Source organism: Kutzneria sp. NPDC052558 (assembly GCF_044547355.1).
Taxonomy (GTDB): Bacteria; Actinomycetota; Actinomycetes; order Mycobacteriales; family Pseudonocardiaceae; genus Kutzneria.
Map to the genome: position 1 here is coordinate 368,121 of NZ_JBIUAG010000003.1, position 14,486 is coordinate 382,606.

Below are 14,486 nucleotides of genomic sequence, written 5' to 3' on the forward strand. Positions count from 1 at the left end.
GGACAACTTCGCGGCTGTCCACAGCAATCCCCACGCCAAGATCGTTCCACGTTTTCGCTGGTAGACTGGCCTCGGGGTGCCCCCCGGGATGGGTGGGGGTTGTCTTAGCTGGCTGCGGCGCCGAGTGCCGCCAGCGCATTTCTGACGTGGCCGCCGGTCGCGGTGAGAGCCTCCGCCGCCTGCGCGGAGTCGATCCCGGCCAGCAGTCGCACCAGTGCCACCTTCAGGTCCCCGTCGGACTCCAGCAGCGCGGCGGTGCACTCGGCCTCGTCGAGACCGGTGGCCTCGCGCAGGATCCGCAGGGTCCGGCCGCGGAGCTTGGCGTTGGTGGCCCGCATGCTGATCATCAAGTTCGAGTAGGTCCGCCCCAGCTTGATCATCACGGCTGTGGAGAAGGCGTTGAGCACGAGCTTCTGGGCGGTGCCGGCCTTCATCCGGGTGGAGCCGGCGATCACCTCGGGCCCGGTGTCGACGGCGATGAGCACGTCGACCGGCACGCTCGGGGCGGCGGCGGGGTTGGCCGACAGGAGCACGGTCCGCGCGCCGATCTCGTTGCCGGCGGCCAGTGCGCCCATGACGTACGGGGTACGCCCGGACGCGGTGAGCCCGAAGACGACGTCGCCGGGATGCGCCTCGGCCCGGATCTCGGCGGCGCCGGCCTCCCAGTCGTCCTCGGCGTTCTCGACGGCCTTGCGCAGCGCGGTGGCGCCGCCGGCGTGGTGGGTGACGAACCAGTCGGCGGGGGTGTTGAACGTCGGCACGAGCTCGGCGGCGTCCAGCGTGGCCAGCCGCCCGGAGGTGCCGGCGCCGGCGTAGTGGATCCGCCCGCCGGCCCGCAGGGTGGCGACGGCCATGTCGACGGCCCGCGCCACCTCGGGCAGCACGGTGCCGACGGCGGCGGGCACCAGCCGGTCCTCGTCGTTGATCATCCGCAGCACGTCCACCGTCGGCAGTCGGTCAATACCCTCGGTTCTGGGATTGCGCTGCTCGGTGGGGGAATCGACGCGCACGATCGACTCGCGTGGCTGCGGCAACGTCATTTACCAGTCTCCCGTGCCTTCCGGCGGCCGTCGGGACGCGGACCGAGCCGGTGTCCACCCACGGCCTCGTAGGTGGACTCCAGCGCGTTACGCGCACTGTCCAGGTGCTTCTGCGCTACGCCGATGAACAAGCAGTCGATGACGGTGAGCTGGGCGATCCGGCTGGCCATCGCGCCGGACCGGAACGTTGTCTCCCGCGCCGCAGTGGTCAGCACGTGGTCGGCGACCTCGGAGATGGGCGAGCGCGGGAAGTTCGTCAGCGCGACGGTCGTCGCGCCGCGCTCCCGGGCCACCCGCAGCGCCTCCACGGTGTCCGCGGTCGCGCCGGTGTGCGAGATGCCGAAGGCGACGTCGCCCCCGGTGAGCACGGCGGCGGAGGTCAGCATGATGTGGGTGTCGCTCCACGCGAAGCTGACGCGCCCTATGCGGTGCAGCTTCTGTTGCAGGTCGGCGGCGACGAAAGCGCTTGCGCCGACCCCGTAGACGTCGACCCTCCCGGCGCCGGCGACGGCATCCACCACCGCGCTCAGGGTGGCGATGTCGAGCTGGTCGGCGGTCTCCTCCACGGCCCGCGCGTCGGCGAACGCGACCTTGCCGACGACCTGCGACAGGTCGTCGGTGGGCGCGATGTCGCTGCCCAGGTCGCGGTCGATCCGGGCGGCGGTGCGCGCGGTGTCGGCGGCGAGGGCGATCCGCAGTTCCGGATAGCCCCCCACGCCGATCGCCTTGCAGAACCGGGTCACCGTGGTCTCGCTGGTGCCGGCCGCCTCCGCGACCTCGGTGATGCTGCGGTGGGCGACGACCTGGGGGTTGTCCAGCACGACCTTGGCCACGCGCTGCTCCGCGCGGGCCAGGCCGGGCAGCAGCGAACGGATCCGGACCAGCGGGCTCGCCTCGCTGATCTCATTGGCTGACTTGGCGGGTGCCACGTGGGAAACTTACTAACAGTAACTGTTTCGGTCAACATGACGGCCCCTGACCTGCGGTTACGTCAGCGACCAGCCGAGCGGTGTGAACGTGGTGCGGCCGCAGCTGAGCGCGATGTCGGCCACGTCCACCCCACGTCCTTCGTAAACCGGGTCGGTTGTGTAACGCCATCGCAGCACGACCCCGTCCGATCCGCCGGTCACCTGGGCCCGAACTCGCTGCCAGGAACGGGTGGCCTGCCCGGACAACGAAGTCAGCTGCTGATCACGCACGGTGAGCGGCACGGTGGTCCACGTCGTCCCGCCGTCGGTGCTGGACTCCAGGGTCAGCAGGTCGGTCGGCTCGGTGTTGACGAACGCGTCGAACGAGACGCGCACCGTGCCGTGCAGCGTTCCCGTGGTCAGCGTGCTGGTCGAGCCGCCGCCCTGCCCCGAGAACCACGACCGGCCGCCGCCGGGCGCCTGCACGCTCATGGCCTGCGCCAACGCCTGCGCCGCCGCGCGCCGCGCCCCGTTGGTCGAGGGCGTGGTCCGGGTCGGGTGCACACGGTTGGTCAGCAGGATCGCGAACGACCGCGAGCTCGGGTCGATCACCAGCGACGTCCCGGTGAACCCGGTGTGCCCCAACGTGTTCGGGCCGGACAGCCCGCCCATGTACCAGATCTGGTCCAGCTCGAAACCGAGCCCGTGCGAGTCGTCCGGGAACTTCTGGTTGAAGTTCTCCTCCAGCAGCTTCACGCCGTGCTCGCTGAGGATTCGGCGCCCCTTGTAGACGCCGCCGTTGAGAATTGCCTGCGACAGCACGGCGAGGTCGTCAACAGTGGAGAAGACGCCGGCATGCCCGGCCACGCCGCCCATCGCCCACGCGTTCTCGTCGTGCACGGAACCACGCACCATGCCTCGCGGCGGCGCGGTCTCGTACTCGGTCGCGGCGATCCGGCTCAGCTTCGACGCCGGCGGGTTGTAGCCGGTGTCGACCATGCGCAGCGGGTCGGTGATGCCCTCGCGCACCAGCTGGTCCAGCGGCTTGCCGGTGACCTGCTGCAACACCAGCTGCATGGTCAGCATGTTCAGGTCGGAGTACACGTACCGGGTGCCCGGGGTGGCCTGCGGCGTCGTGTCCAGGATCGCCTTCACCCGCGACGGGATGTCCGAATATCCGGCCCACAGCGAGGGAATCGGATCGGGCAGCAGGCCGGAGGTGTGGGTGAGCAGTTGCTCGATGGTGATCGTGCCCTTGCCGTTGGTGGCGAACTCCGGCAGGTAGTGCGCGACCGGCGTGTCCAGATCGATCCGGCCGGCCTCCAGCTGCTGCACGGCCACGAGCGAGGTGAACAGCTTGGACAGCGACGCCAGGTCGTAGATGGTGTCGGTGCGGGCCGGCACCTGCTGGTCGGCCGGCAGCTGGGTGGTCAGGTCCTGGTATTTGACGGCCTTGCCGGTGGCGGTCCGGTCGACGACAACCCCGTTGTGCGCCAACAACACCGTCGCCCCGGGATAGATCGACGGGACCCAGGCGGCGAGCTGGGCGTTGAACGCGTCGATCGGCGCCGGATTCAGGCCGGCCGCGGCCGGCGAGCCGGCGTGCAGCACCGTGCCGGCCGGTGCGAACCCCTGGTAGGGCCGGTCGAAACGGGCCGAGTTCGGCCCCGCGTCCGCGCTGCTGGTCACCGCGAGAGCCAACACCAGCACGGCCGGCAGGGCGAGGGCACGAATCCGCATGTCCACCTCATCTGTACAGCAGATACCGGATGCGGTCACGGCGGAAGGCGGCCAGCTCGGCCGCCCACGCGCCCACGATGTCGTCGACGCCCGCGCCCGCGTCCACCATGCCGCGCAGGCGGGCCGAGCCGCTGAGGTTGTCGACCCAGTTGTCCGGCCGCCAGCCGAACACCTTGGGGTAGAGCTGCCGGGCCGTCACGATCATCGCGACGGCGGTCCGGATGGCGTCGACCCGCGACCGGTCGGTCAGGTGCACCTGCACGCCGCCGCACGTCTGGTTGACGAACTTGTTGAACGTCGGCACGAAATAGGCCTCGCGGAACTCGACTCCGGGCAGCCCCAACGTGTTCAGCCGCTCCGCCCAGTGCCAGTCCATGGTCGGCGCGCCGATCGTCTCGAACGGACGGCAGGTGCCGCGGCCCTCGGACAGTAGCGTGCCCTCGAACAGGCACGTGCCGGGGTAGAGCAGCGCCGTGTCGGGAGTGGGCATGTTCGGGCTGGGCGGCACCCACTGCCCGGTGAACAGGTCGTCGCGACGCCAGCCCGTGCACTGGACGATCTCCAGGCTGGACAGGCGTTTGGTCAGGAACTCGGCGTCGAACAGCCGAGCCAGCTCGCCGACGGTCATGCCCGGCTGCTGCACGACCGGCTTCAGCCCGACGAGCGTGGCGAACTTCGGATCCAGCTGCGGACCGTGGGCCTGGCCGCCGATCGGGTTCGGCCGGTCCAGCACCACGAACGACGCCCCGGTGGCGGCGGCCGCCTCCATGGCGATGAACATCGTCCACGTGTACGTGTAGAACCGCGCGCCCACGTTGGCGATGTCGAACACCACGGTGTCCACGCCGGCCTTGCGATACATCGCCGCCAGCGCGTCCACGGTGACGTTGTAGGCGTCGTACACCGGGATCCCGGTGCGGGGATCCGTGTAGTCGCCCTCGGATCCGCCGGCCTGCGCGGTGCCGCGAAAGCCGTGTTCGGGGCCGAACACAGCGGTCGGACGGAGATCGTGCGACATCATGTCGTCGACCAGGTGCGTCAGGTTGGCCAGCACGCCGGTCGGATTGGTCAGCACGCCGACCTTGCGGCCCCGCAGCGTGCGATATCCCTGAGCAGCCAACACATCCACGCCGTTCATGCGCCGCTGTGACTGCGGCTGCGCCGACACGGCCTGCGCCGGTGCCGCCGCGGTCAGCGCCGACGCGGCGAGGAAACCTCTGCGGGACAGGCTCACCAGGTGATTCCCGTGCCGAACGGGTACGAGTTCGGGATGTCGACCGGCAGCTTGCCGCTCGGGCCGACCGCGCCGGCGATCACCTTGGCCAGCGACCGCATGGACACCGCGGTGTAGGAGTAGGTGTCGATCCAGGTGTGGGCCTGCGGTATCACGCCTGGGTCGTAGGGATTGCCGACGCCGACCGCGATCACCGGCTTGCCGGTGGCGACGAGGTCACGAACCCGTTGCTGCTGGTCGGGATCCGTCGCGGCGCCATTGGTCGTCACCACGATCGCGTCGTAGTCGGTGGCCGTCTTGCTGGCCGGAATGCCTTGCGCGGTCAGGGCATTGGCCAGGTTCTGGGTCGTCGTCACGCCCCAGCCGGTGACCAGCACGGACTTCGCCTTCAACGGCAGCGTGCCGTCGTTGCTCAGCACGGTGATCGACTTGTCGGTGATGGCCTGCGCGGTGGCCAGACTCTGCGCCGTGCCGACCTTCTTGGCCACGGCGTCGACGTCGACGAACGGGGTGAACAGGACGCCCCGCCGCAGCTTCACGGCCAGGATCCGCGCCACGCTCTGGTCGATGCGGCGCTCCGAGAGCTGCCCGCTCCGCACGGCGTCGATCACCGCGGTCACGGCCGTGCCCACGTTCTGCGGCATCAGCAGCATGTCTGCGCCGGCCTGCAACGCCTTCACCGGGATCTCGGCGTCGGTGTACTTCTGCCGGACGCCGGCCATCTGCAGCGAGTCGGTGATCACCACGCCGCGGTAGCCCAGCTCGTCGCGCAGCATGCCGGTGAGCACGGTCGGCGACAGCGTGGACGGGTCGCCGGACGGGTCGATCTTGGGGAACACGATGTGCGCGCTCATGATCACGTCCACGCCGCCGGTGATGGCGGCCCGGAACGGCGGCGCGTCGATCTTCTCCCAGGTGGCCTTGTCATGGTCGATGACCGGCAGGCCGGTGTGGCTGTCGGTGGCGGCGTCGCCATGGCCGGGGAAGTGCTTGGCCGTCGTGACCACGCTCTGCTGGTAGCCCTTGACCTGCGCGGACACCATGGTGGAGACCAGGGTCGGGTCGGCGCCGAAGGAGCGCACGCCGATCACCGGGTTGGCCGGGTTCACGTTCACGTCGGCGTCCGGCGCGTTGTTCATGTTCACGCCCATCGCCCGCAGCTCGCGGCCGGTGATGGCGGCCGCCTGCTGGGCGTCGGCGGCGCTGCGGGTCGCGCCCAGGGCCATGCTGCCGGGGAAGGTGGTGGCGGGCGCGCCGATCCGCGTGACCAGGCCCTCCTCCTGGTCGGTGGAGATCAGCAGTGGGATGTGCGCGCCGGAGCCGATCGCCGCCTTCTGCAACCCGTTGGACAGGCCGGCGATCTGCGTCGGGTTCTGCACGTTGTCCGACCACGCGAAGTAGATGACGCCGCCGAGGTGGTACTTCTGCACCAGCTGGGCCGGCGTGTCCACGCCGAACTCGGTCTGGTTGCGCGGGTCCACGGTGTCGGCGCTCGGGCCGTAGCCGTAGGTCATGAACAGCTGGCCGACCTTCTCCGCCAGGCTCATGCCGCGCATCAGCGAGCCGACCTGGTCGGGTTGGGCGTCGGCGGCGCCGGGAACGGTGGTGGCCATCGCGGCCAACCCGGCCAGTAGGGCGACGAGTGTCCTGCGCACGGCGTCCTCCCGTGACTGGAAATCTTCTCACCGACTATGCAGATCAACCGGCAAGTTACTGACGTCACAGTCGACGGTCAACGGTGCTAACTGGATTGGACCAGTGCCCGCGCAAGACAGCGACTCCCCGGCCTCGACGAGGCCGGGGAGTCGCTAGTCTCAGCGCGAACAAATCGGGTTACCAAGCGTGCAACTAGTGTCGTGTAGGTGGGGTGCTCGGCGTCCGGCGTCCCGGTACGCAGCCCCCAAGACGACATGCCTCCCGCGGCGTGCTGCGCGTGGGTGCCCGACGTTCGCGCACGGAGATCTTCCGGGGTGGACGGGGCTTCTCCTCCGCTCCGTCCCTGGCCGACTCGATGTCCGCATCTCCTTTGTAGTGGGTGACGGCCGCCACAGCAAGGGCACGGTCGGGTGCACCGGTCAAGTGGCGCAGTGTGACCGGCGGCCAGGCCCGCACAGATCATGACCTGCGCCGATGCCCTTTTCGAGTGGTGTTCAGCCGCGGCGTCGGCGGCGGATGCCGTACCAGGCCACGCCGGCCGCGGCGACGGCGCCCAGACCCACCGCGGTGACCGCGACGGCGGTGCCCGACGGGGTCGGGATACGGGCCCGCAGCGACACCGGATCGGAGAAGGTCAGCACCGGCCAGCCCTGCTGCGCGGCGACCTTGCGCAGCGCCCGGTCCGGGTTGACGGCGGTGGGATGCCCGACCACGGCCAGCATCGGCTCGTCGGTCGCGGAGTCCGAGTAGGCGTGGCAGTCGGCCAGGTCGTAGCCGTTGGCCGCGGCCAGCTGCTTGATCGCCACCGCCTTGTTCTCGGCGTAGCAGTAGAAGTCGACCTCGCCGGTGTAGCGGCCGTCGGCCACCACCATGCGGGTGGCCAGGCTCTGGGTGGCGCCGAGCATGTCGGCGATCGGGCCGACGATCTCCTGGCCGGAGGCTGAGACCACCACCACGTCGTGACCCGCGGCACGGTGATCGGCGATCAGCTGGGTGGCTTCCTTGTAGACCAACGGGTCCACGATGTCGTGCAGGGTCTCCTCGACGATGGCCCGCACCTGGCCCACGTCCCAGCCCGCGCACAGCGCGGTGATGTGCTGGCGCATCCGCTCGATCTGGTCGGCGTCCGCGCCCGACTGCATGAACACGAACTGGGCGTATGCGCTCTTGAGCACTGCTCGCCGGTTGATCAGACCCTCCTGGAAGAAGGGCCGGCTGAAGGCCAGCAGACTCGACTTCGCGATGACCGTCTTGTCCAGGTCGAAGAAGGCCGCCACACGAGCGCCGGTGCTGGGATCCACGGCGCCAGCATAGGTGTCGTCACGAAAATATGGCGTGTCTGTTGCGGGAACGGGGAGCGCGAGAGGCCCTCGGGGGGATACAGTAGGGAGGTCCGGCCACAGATCCGGACGTGTTCAGTCCAACCCCCCGGGACTGAACCTCAGGCGACCCCCGTCCCTCCCCCCTGACGGGGGTCGTCCTCTATCTATCGGTCGGCTATCTATCGGTCGGCGCCCGGGTATCGCCCGGCTCAAGTATGGCGACCAGGTCCGACAATTTCGGGCCCAGAGATCATCAACGGCCGAGTTGTCCACAGCCTCCGAGTTGTCCACATGTTGATCTCCGACCGGGTCCGGCCGCGGGCCGCCCGGGCGAGTCTGGTCCCGCGGCGCACCTCCGCGCCGCCGGACGAGGACGGGGGAGAACGTGGACCGAGCGCGGCCGCTGGCCATGGTCGACAACGACGACCTGCTCGACGACCTGCTCAAAGTCGCCGCGGCGGCCGGCTTCGACGTGGAACGCGCGGCCGACCTGGCCGCCGTGCGCGCCGGCTGGGCCCACGCGCCGATGGTGGTGCTCGACGAGGACGCCGCTCGACGCTGCGCCGAGACCGGGCTGCCCCGCCGGCCGGGCGTGGTGCTGCTCGCCTCCGGGTCGCCGCCGCCGGTGCTGTTCGAGCACGGGGTCGCCGTCGGCGCGGAACGTGTGCTCGGCCTGCCGGACGCGGAATCATGGCTGGCCGGCGCGATCGCGGACGCGGTCGAGGGGCCGGCCAAGGACACCGGCCGGGTGATGGCGGTGATCGGCGGCCGGGGTGGCGCCGGCGCGTCCGTGTTCGCCGCGGCGGCCGGCTATGCGGCGCTCAGACGCGGTCGCCGGGTGCTGCTCGTCGACTGCGACCCGATGGCCGGCGGGCTCGACCTGGTGCTCGGGGCCGAGCGGCTGGACGGGCTGCGCTGGCCGGAGCTCAAGCTCAGCGCCGGCCGGGTCGCCGCCTCCTCGCTGCACTCCGCCCTGCCCGGCAACGAACGCGGCCAGTCCCGGCTGACCATCCTGTCCTGCGACCGGGCCAACTCCGAGCTCGATCCCCAGGCCGTGGCCACCGTGGTCGGCTCGGCCAAGCGCGGCGGCGAACTGGTCATCTGCGACCTGCCCCGACATTCGACCGAGCCCGCGCGGGTGGTGCTGGACCGGGCCGACCTGATCGTCGTGGTCGTCCCGGCCGAGCTGCGGGCCTGTGCCGCCGCGCGCCGGCTGGTCGAGCGGTTCATCGACGAGGGCCGTGAGGCCCAGCTCGTGGTGCGCGGCCCCGCGCCCGGCGGGCTGCGGGCCGAGGAGGTGGCCAGCACCGTCGGCCTGAACCTGCTGACCGGCATGCTCGCCGAGCCCGGCCTGGCGATGGCGCTGGAAGCCGGCCGGCCGCCGGCCCGGCCCCGCGGTCCGCTGGCCGAGGCCGCCGACCTGGCCGTCGAGGTCCTGTGCGGGGTGCCCGATGCGGCGTGACCTGGTCGAACGGGTCCGGGAACGGCTGGCCGCGCTCGGCAGCGACGTCACCGACGCCGTCGTCGCCGACGCGTTCCGGGCCGAAACCGGCGGCGTGGCCAGCGATCTGGACACCCTGGGGGCCGTGCGCGAACTGCGTCAGGAGTTCTCCGGCACCGGTCCGCTCGCCCCGCTGCTGCGCGACCCCGAGGTGACCGACGTCCTGGTCACCGGCCCGGAGCGGGTCTGGATCGACGGTCCCGACGGCCTTCGCCGCACCCCCGTCTCCTTCCGTGACGACGATTCCGTGCGCCGCCTGGCCCAGCGCCTGGCGCTGGCGGCCGGCCGCCGACTCGACGACGCCCAGCCCTTCGTCGACGCCTGGCTGCCCGACGGCATGCGCCTGCACGCCATGCTCCCGCCCATCGCCGCCGACGGAACCTCCTTGTCCCTGCGGGTGATCCGCCCCGCCGGCCATGACCTGACCGCGCTGCGGGAGCTCGGCTCGTTCGACGCCGACACCGAGCAGCTCCTCATCCGCATCGTGCGAGCCCGCCTCGCCTTCCTCGTCGTCGGCGCCACCGGCTCCGGCAAGACCACCCTGCTGGCCGCCCTCCTGGCCCAGGTTCCCGCCGCCGAACGCATCGTCTGCATCGAGGACGCCGGCGAGCTCCACCCCGACCATCCCCAGGTGGTTCGCCTGGTTTCCCGCCCGCCCAACGTCGAGGGCGCCGGCGAGGTCACCACCCGGGAGCTCGTCCGCCAGGCCCTGCGCATGCGCCCCGACCGCATCGTCGTCGGCGAGGTCCGCGGCGCCGAGGTCTGTGAGCTCCTCGCCGCCCTCAACACCGGTCATGAGGGCGGAGCCGGGACCGTGCATGCCAATTCCCCTTCCGAGGTCCCCGCCCGCATGGAGGCCCTCGCCGCCCTCGGCGGCGTCTCCCGCTCCGCCCTGCACAGCCAGCTGGCCGCCGCCATCCGCGTCGTCCTCCACCTCAAACGCTGCCCCGACGGCATCCGCCGCCTGGTGGAGATCGGCCTGCTCACCCGCACCGGCGACGACATCGTCGTCCGCCCCGCCTGGCAGTCCGGCCATCCCGGCCCCGCCTGGCCCCAGCTCACCGCCCTGTTGGCAGAACGAGGTTTCCCATGCTGACCACGCTCGCCCCGCCGCCACTGCCACTGCCCTCCCCGCGTCTGCCGGCCTCCCTGTCACCGGCTTCGGCATCACCGCCGCCGCTGGCGTCACCGCCGCCGCCATCGGCGCGACCATCCCTCCATTCCTTCACCTCGCCGCGAAGGTTCCGTTGCCTGGTGGCTGATCTGGCGTTGCGGGGGCTTTCCGCGCGGACGGGATGGGGGACTTCATGCTGAGCGTGTCCGTCGCTCTGATTGCCGTTGCCGTTCTTGTCTGGCCGGTGCGGCACGCGTCGCATCGGCTGCGGGCGCTGGTGCCGGTGGAACGGCAGGCCAGACGGCGCAGGCGTTTGCCGCGGCCGACGAGTGCGGTGCTCGCGGCGGTGGGGGCCTGTGTGGGCTGGTCGGTGCTGGGCCCGGGTGGTGCGATGGCCAATGCGGTGCTGTGTATGACTTGTTGGCATCGCTGGCACGCTCGACGCAGTCAGCGCCGGCGCACGCAGATCGCCGAGGGCATGGTGGGTGCGCTCGGGTCACTCGTGTCGGAGCTTCGCGTGGGCGCCCATCCCGCGACCGCGGCCGAGCGGGCGGCGGTTGACGCCGAACCGTTGGCGGCCAAGGCGATGAGCACGGTGGCCCACACCGCCCGCCTCGGCGGCGACGTCGACCGGGCGTTGGTGCGCAGTGCCTCGGTCGAGCCGTCGCTGGCCGGTGTTCTCGGCCAGGTCGGCCGAGCATGGCGGCTCGCGGCCCGGCACGGAGTGCCGCTCGCGGACGTGCTCGACTCGGTTCGGCGGGATCTCGACCAGCGGCTCCAGTTCAGCCGGCAGGTCCACGCCCGCATGGCCGGTCCGCGGGCCAGCGCGGCGGTGCTGGCCGCGTTGCCGGAGCTCGGGGTCCTGCTCGGCGAGGCGATCGACGCCCGGCCGCTGCACGTCCTCGCCGACACGGTCATCGGCCAGATCCTGCTCGCCATCGGGGCTTTCCTGATCTGCGGCGGCGTGCTGTGGAGCGCCAAGCTGACCGACCACGCGGTGATGCCGTGAGCCTCCGACTTGCCTGCGCCGCTGTCGTAGCGGTTGCCGTGATGGCCGATCGCCTGTCCCGCGCCTGGGCCGTGGTGCATGCAGTATTCGCGGATCCCGTATACGTGCTGGCGACGATCCGAGTGAGGGTCGGTTGGCGGTCGGGTCGATGACCGGATACGCCGTGTCCGCCTTCCTTCTTTCTCTGGCCCTGCTGGTGCTGCCCGGACCGATCACTGCTCGCGTTCGCCTGGCGATGGTGTTCGGGCCGCCGGCAGCCGCCGGTCGGCCCGGCCCCCGACTGCCACCTGAATGGCAGTCGGTGCTGACGGCGGCGTTCAGTGCGGTGCTGGCGGGGATGGTGTTCGGCTGGGTTCCGGCGCTGGTGGTGGCCGTCGCAGTGTTCGTCTGGTGCCGGCGAGCCACCCATCGCGGGCCACCGCCGCCGGATCCGCTGCGGCTGGCGGCAACCTGGGATCTGCTCGCCGCCTGCCTGCGAGCGGGGCTGCCGGTGCCCATCGCGATCAGGGCCGTGGCGGCGGATGCGCCGCCGGGCTGCGCCGAGGTGTTACGGCGCACCGCGGACCTGCTGTCGCTGGGGGCGGACCCGATGCGGGCTTGGGCCCCGGCCCTGGCCGACCCGCAGACCGAGGCGTTGGCGCGTGGCGCCCGCCGCAGCGCCCAGTCCGGCACCGCGCTGGCCGAGGTCGCCGACGGCCTGGCTCGACACATCAGGGCCGCGGCCGTCGACACGGCCGAGGCGCGTGCCCAGCGGTCGGCGGTGCTGATCACCGGCCCGCTCGGACTGTGTTTCCTGCCGGCCTTCATCTGCCTGGGCGTGGTGCCCGTGGTGGTCGGACTGGCCGGACGACTGCTCATCACCTGGTGACCCGAGGACAAGGAGAAGAAATGCGCACGCTGATGCACCGGATCTGGGTTCGGCTATGTGCCGACGACGGGTCGGCCACCGTCGAGTACGCCATGGTCGCGGTCGGGGCCGCGGCCTTCGGGCTCGTGCTCTGGGCAGTCGTCTCCGGTCAGTCGGTGAACGACGCGATCACCGGCCTGATCAACCGTGCCCTCTCGTTTCGGCAGTGACCGCGGTTCGGTCACCGTCGAGATGGCCATCGCGCTCAGCGGTGTGGTCTTCATGCTCGCGCTGTGCCTGTCCGCGATCGGCGCCGTCATCGCCACCATGCAGGCGACCGACGCCGCCGCGGCCGCCGCCCGCCTCGCCGCCCGCGGTGACCGGGCCCGGGCCGACGAAGCTGCCACACAACTCGCCCCTCACGGCGCCGAAGTGTCGATCAAGATCGACGGTGACGAGGTCACCACGACCGTCACCGCCCCACCCCTCCCTCTGCTGCTCGGCCTCCGGCCTGCCGGCACCGCCTACGCCGTCCTGGAACCCGGAGCCCTGACCGAATGAACCCGACGCCGGTCAGCGGCCACCCTCGTGGATGTGGTGATGGCCGGTCGACCGCCGACCACCCCAACCCCGCGCCGGGACCTCCGGACCGCCCATGTCCTGAGGCAGGGCTGGCCCGACGCCACGATGACCGACCGCTGGCGGACACACCGGCCAAGGCCGCTGGGCGGCCGAGGGATGGGTGGGGCTCGCGGGGTGGGGATGACCGGGGCTCGGCGACCGTGGTGATGGCCGGCGTGGCGGCAGCGCTGATGGTGCTGGTCGTGCTGGGGCTTCAGGTCGGCGGGGCGATGGTGACTAGGCATCGGGTGGCGGCGGCGGCCGACTTGGCGGCGCTGGCGGCGGCGGGGCAGGTGGTGGCGGGGGTGGACCTCGCCTGCCAGCGGGCGAGGTGGGTGGTCGAGGGGATGGGGGCCACGCTGACCGCTTGTCGCATCGTCGAGTGGGAGGCCTACGTGGAGGTGACCGCCCGACCACCGGGCTGGGCGGCGTTGTCCGGCACGGCCAATGCACATGCCCGTGCAGGTCCGGCTGAAGTGGTGGGCGACGGTTGACCGGCAATGACACGACGAGCGGTCGCTCAGCAGCGGTGAGTGGTGTCACACCCGGTTGGCCGCGTGTCGTCACTCTTCGGTGTGGTTCGTCGTCGCGGGACGGGCTGCCGTCCACCGTTCAGCCCATCGCTGTTCGACACATCACTCGCCGTGCGTCAGCTACCAGTGGTCGACGCGGGGTTACGAAGCCGGCGTCCCATGCCGTTGAGTGTGTTGTGGGCGCCGACACGGCGCCTGACAGTCAAGGAGGCGACAGAAGATGGATTGGTCGGATAGCTGGCGCGGCGCGTTCCGCATCGAGCTGCGGGCAGAGGCTATGGGCCTCGCGTGGCGCGGATGGCCGGTCCTGCCGGGCACCTATCCGACGGGCTCGCAGTGGGCGGGCAGGGACGGCGTCGACCAGACCGGCCCGGTGCCGGTGCACCGTGACTGGGCCGAGCGGATCGGCACCAAGCCGGAGCAGGTCGCCGCCTGGTGGACCGGGCGTCGGTACAGCCTGCTGGTGGCCACCGGATACGTGGTGGACGCCATCGAGGTGGACGCCGAGCTGGGCCGTCGCGTGGCCGGTGTGCTGCGCACGACCGGCGTGCCGGTGCCGATCGCCGCCACCCCTGCCGGCAAGTGGATGTTCCTGGTCAACTCCGGTCAGGAGCTGACGGCCGAACTCGCCGGACGCGGCGACGTCGTGCTGCACGGCGTGAACAGCTGGATCCCCTTGCCCCCCACCCCCTTCCAGCACGGTGTCGTGCACTGGCGGGTGAAGCCCGAAGTCTGCGGTTGGTCGCTGCCGGATTCCCAGGTCGTGCAGGAGGCCCTCGTCGAGGCCACCCGACCGGATCACGTTGGCGAGCTGCTGGGTACCTCCGCCCAGCGCCTCGTGGCGGCCGACTCCTTCTGATCGCCCTGCCGGCTGCGCCGGGCCCCGCGACGTCCTCCCGCGACAACCCCGAGCGCGGGGACCCGACGCAGCCACCGCACCAACCCTGCCCGTCCGTCCGCT

The 14,486-nt window shown here is 71.3% G+C and carries 14 protein-coding genes; 8 read left to right on the forward strand and 6 right to left on the reverse strand.

From position 1 onward, the window contains the following. Positions 1–104 precede the first annotated feature (104 nt). From murQ to ACIG5F_RS08295, 6 genes are all read right to left on the reverse strand, one after another. A complete protein-coding gene (murQ, locus tag ACIG5F_RS08270; protein ID WP_396516738.1) occupies positions 105–1,040 on the reverse strand; it encodes an N-acetylmuramic acid 6-phosphate etherase in 936 nt (311 codons plus the stop codon). Further along, positions 1,037–1,969 (reverse strand): MurR/RpiR family transcriptional regulator, encoded by a 933-nt coding sequence (locus tag ACIG5F_RS08275; protein ID WP_396516739.1) that lies wholly within the window; start codon positions 1,967–1,969, stop codon positions 1,037–1,039. The genes murQ and ACIG5F_RS08275 overlap by 4 nt, the downstream gene beginning before the upstream one ends. 57 nt (positions 1,970–2,026) lie before the next feature. Then, positions 2,027–3,688, reverse strand: coding sequence for a serine hydrolase (locus ACIG5F_RS08280; RefSeq protein WP_396516740.1), 1,662 nt, complete (start codon positions 3,686–3,688; stop codon positions 2,027–2,029). Between the two features lie 7 nt (positions 3,689–3,695). Then, complete coding sequence (locus tag ACIG5F_RS08285; protein WP_396516741.1) at positions 3,696–4,922, reverse strand: exo-beta-N-acetylmuramidase NamZ domain-containing protein; 1,227 nt, start codon at positions 4,920–4,922, stop codon at positions 3,696–3,698. After that, the gene (locus tag ACIG5F_RS08290; RefSeq protein WP_396516894.1) at positions 4,919–6,535 is read right to left on the reverse strand and encodes a glycoside hydrolase family 3 N-terminal domain-containing protein; all 1,617 of its coding nucleotides are present in this window, start codon (positions 6,533–6,535) and stop codon (positions 4,919–4,921) included. The genes ACIG5F_RS08285 and ACIG5F_RS08290 overlap by 4 nt, the downstream gene beginning before the upstream one ends. A gap of 537 nt (positions 6,536–7,072) precedes the next feature. Continuing rightward, positions 7,073–7,879: an HAD family hydrolase gene (locus ACIG5F_RS08295; RefSeq protein ID WP_396516742.1), complete on the reverse strand. Its 807-nt coding sequence runs from the start codon at positions 7,877–7,879 to the stop codon at positions 7,073–7,075. 406 nt (positions 7,880–8,285) lie between these two features. Between ACIG5F_RS08295 and ssd the strand changes: the two genes are divergently transcribed. From ssd to ACIG5F_RS08335, 8 genes are all read left to right on the forward strand, one after another. Continuing rightward, entirely contained in the window at positions 8,286–9,362 is a 1,077-nt protein-coding gene (gene ssd / locus ACIG5F_RS08300) for a septum site-determining protein Ssd (protein ID WP_396516743.1), read from the forward strand. Then, a complete protein-coding gene (locus ACIG5F_RS08305; protein WP_396516744.1) occupies positions 9,352–10,497 on the forward strand; it encodes a TadA family conjugal transfer-associated ATPase in 1,146 nt (381 codons plus the stop codon). The genes ssd and ACIG5F_RS08305 overlap by 11 nt, the downstream gene beginning before the upstream one ends. A gap of 220 nt (positions 10,498–10,717) precedes the next feature. Next, positions 10,718–11,524, forward strand: coding sequence for a type II secretion system F family protein (locus ACIG5F_RS08310; RefSeq protein ID WP_396516745.1), 807 nt, complete (start codon positions 10,718–10,720; stop codon positions 11,522–11,524). A gap of 148 nt (positions 11,525–11,672) precedes the next feature. Next, on the forward strand, positions 11,673–12,392 hold the full coding sequence (locus ACIG5F_RS08315) for a type II secretion system F family protein (RefSeq protein WP_396516747.1): 720 nt from the start codon (positions 11,673–11,675) through the stop codon (positions 12,390–12,392). A 20-nt stretch (positions 12,393–12,412) separates the two neighbouring features. Further along, a complete protein-coding gene (locus ACIG5F_RS08320; RefSeq protein WP_396516748.1) occupies positions 12,413–12,601 on the forward strand; it encodes a DUF4244 domain-containing protein in 189 nt (62 codons plus the stop codon). A gap of 22 nt (positions 12,602–12,623) precedes the next feature. After that, entirely contained in the window at positions 12,624–12,932 is a 309-nt protein-coding gene (locus tag ACIG5F_RS08325; protein WP_396516749.1) for a TadE family type IV pilus minor pilin, read from the forward strand. After that, on the forward strand, positions 12,929–13,486 hold the full coding sequence (locus tag ACIG5F_RS08330; RefSeq protein ID WP_396516750.1) for an Rv3654c family TadE-like protein: 558 nt from the start codon (positions 12,929–12,931) through the stop codon (positions 13,484–13,486). The genes ACIG5F_RS08325 and ACIG5F_RS08330 overlap by 4 nt, the downstream gene beginning before the upstream one ends. A 259-nt stretch (positions 13,487–13,745) precedes the next feature. Further along, positions 13,746–14,384 (forward strand): bifunctional DNA primase/polymerase, encoded by a 639-nt coding sequence (locus ACIG5F_RS08335; RefSeq protein WP_396516751.1) that lies wholly within the window; start codon positions 13,746–13,748, stop codon positions 14,382–14,384. Positions 14,385–14,486 lie beyond the last annotated feature (102 nt).

Bases quoted from the DNA above. Each gene is read 5' to 3' on its own strand.
- murQ (WP_396516738.1), bottom strand. From the start codon at position 1,040: ATGACGTTGCCGCAGCCACGCGAGTCGATCGTGCGCGTCGATTCCCCC.
- ACIG5F_RS08315 (WP_396516747.1), top strand. From the start codon at position 11,673: ATGACCGGATACGCCGTGTCCGCCTTCCTTCTTTCTCTGGCCCTGCTG.
- ACIG5F_RS08335 (WP_396516751.1), top strand. From the start codon at position 13,746: ATGGATTGGTCGGATAGCTGGCGCGGCGCGTTCCGCATCGAGCTGCGG.
- ACIG5F_RS08280 (WP_396516740.1), bottom strand. From the start codon at position 3,688: ATGCGGATTCGTGCCCTCGCCCTGCCGGCCGTGCTGGTGTTGGCTCTC.
- ACIG5F_RS08305 (WP_396516744.1), top strand. From the start codon at position 9,352: ATGCGGCGTGACCTGGTCGAACGGGTCCGGGAACGGCTGGCCGCGCTC.
- ACIG5F_RS08325 (WP_396516749.1), top strand. From the start codon at position 12,624: ATGGCCATCGCGCTCAGCGGTGTGGTCTTCATGCTCGCGCTGTGCCTG.
- ACIG5F_RS08320 (WP_396516748.1), top strand. From the start codon at position 12,413: ATGCGCACGCTGATGCACCGGATCTGGGTTCGGCTATGTGCCGACGAC.
- ACIG5F_RS08330 (WP_396516750.1), top strand. From the start codon at position 12,929: ATGAACCCGACGCCGGTCAGCGGCCACCCTCGTGGATGTGGTGATGGC.
- ACIG5F_RS08290 (WP_396516894.1), bottom strand. From the start codon at position 6,535: ATGGCCACCACCGTTCCCGGCGCCGCCGACGCCCAACCCGACCAGGTC.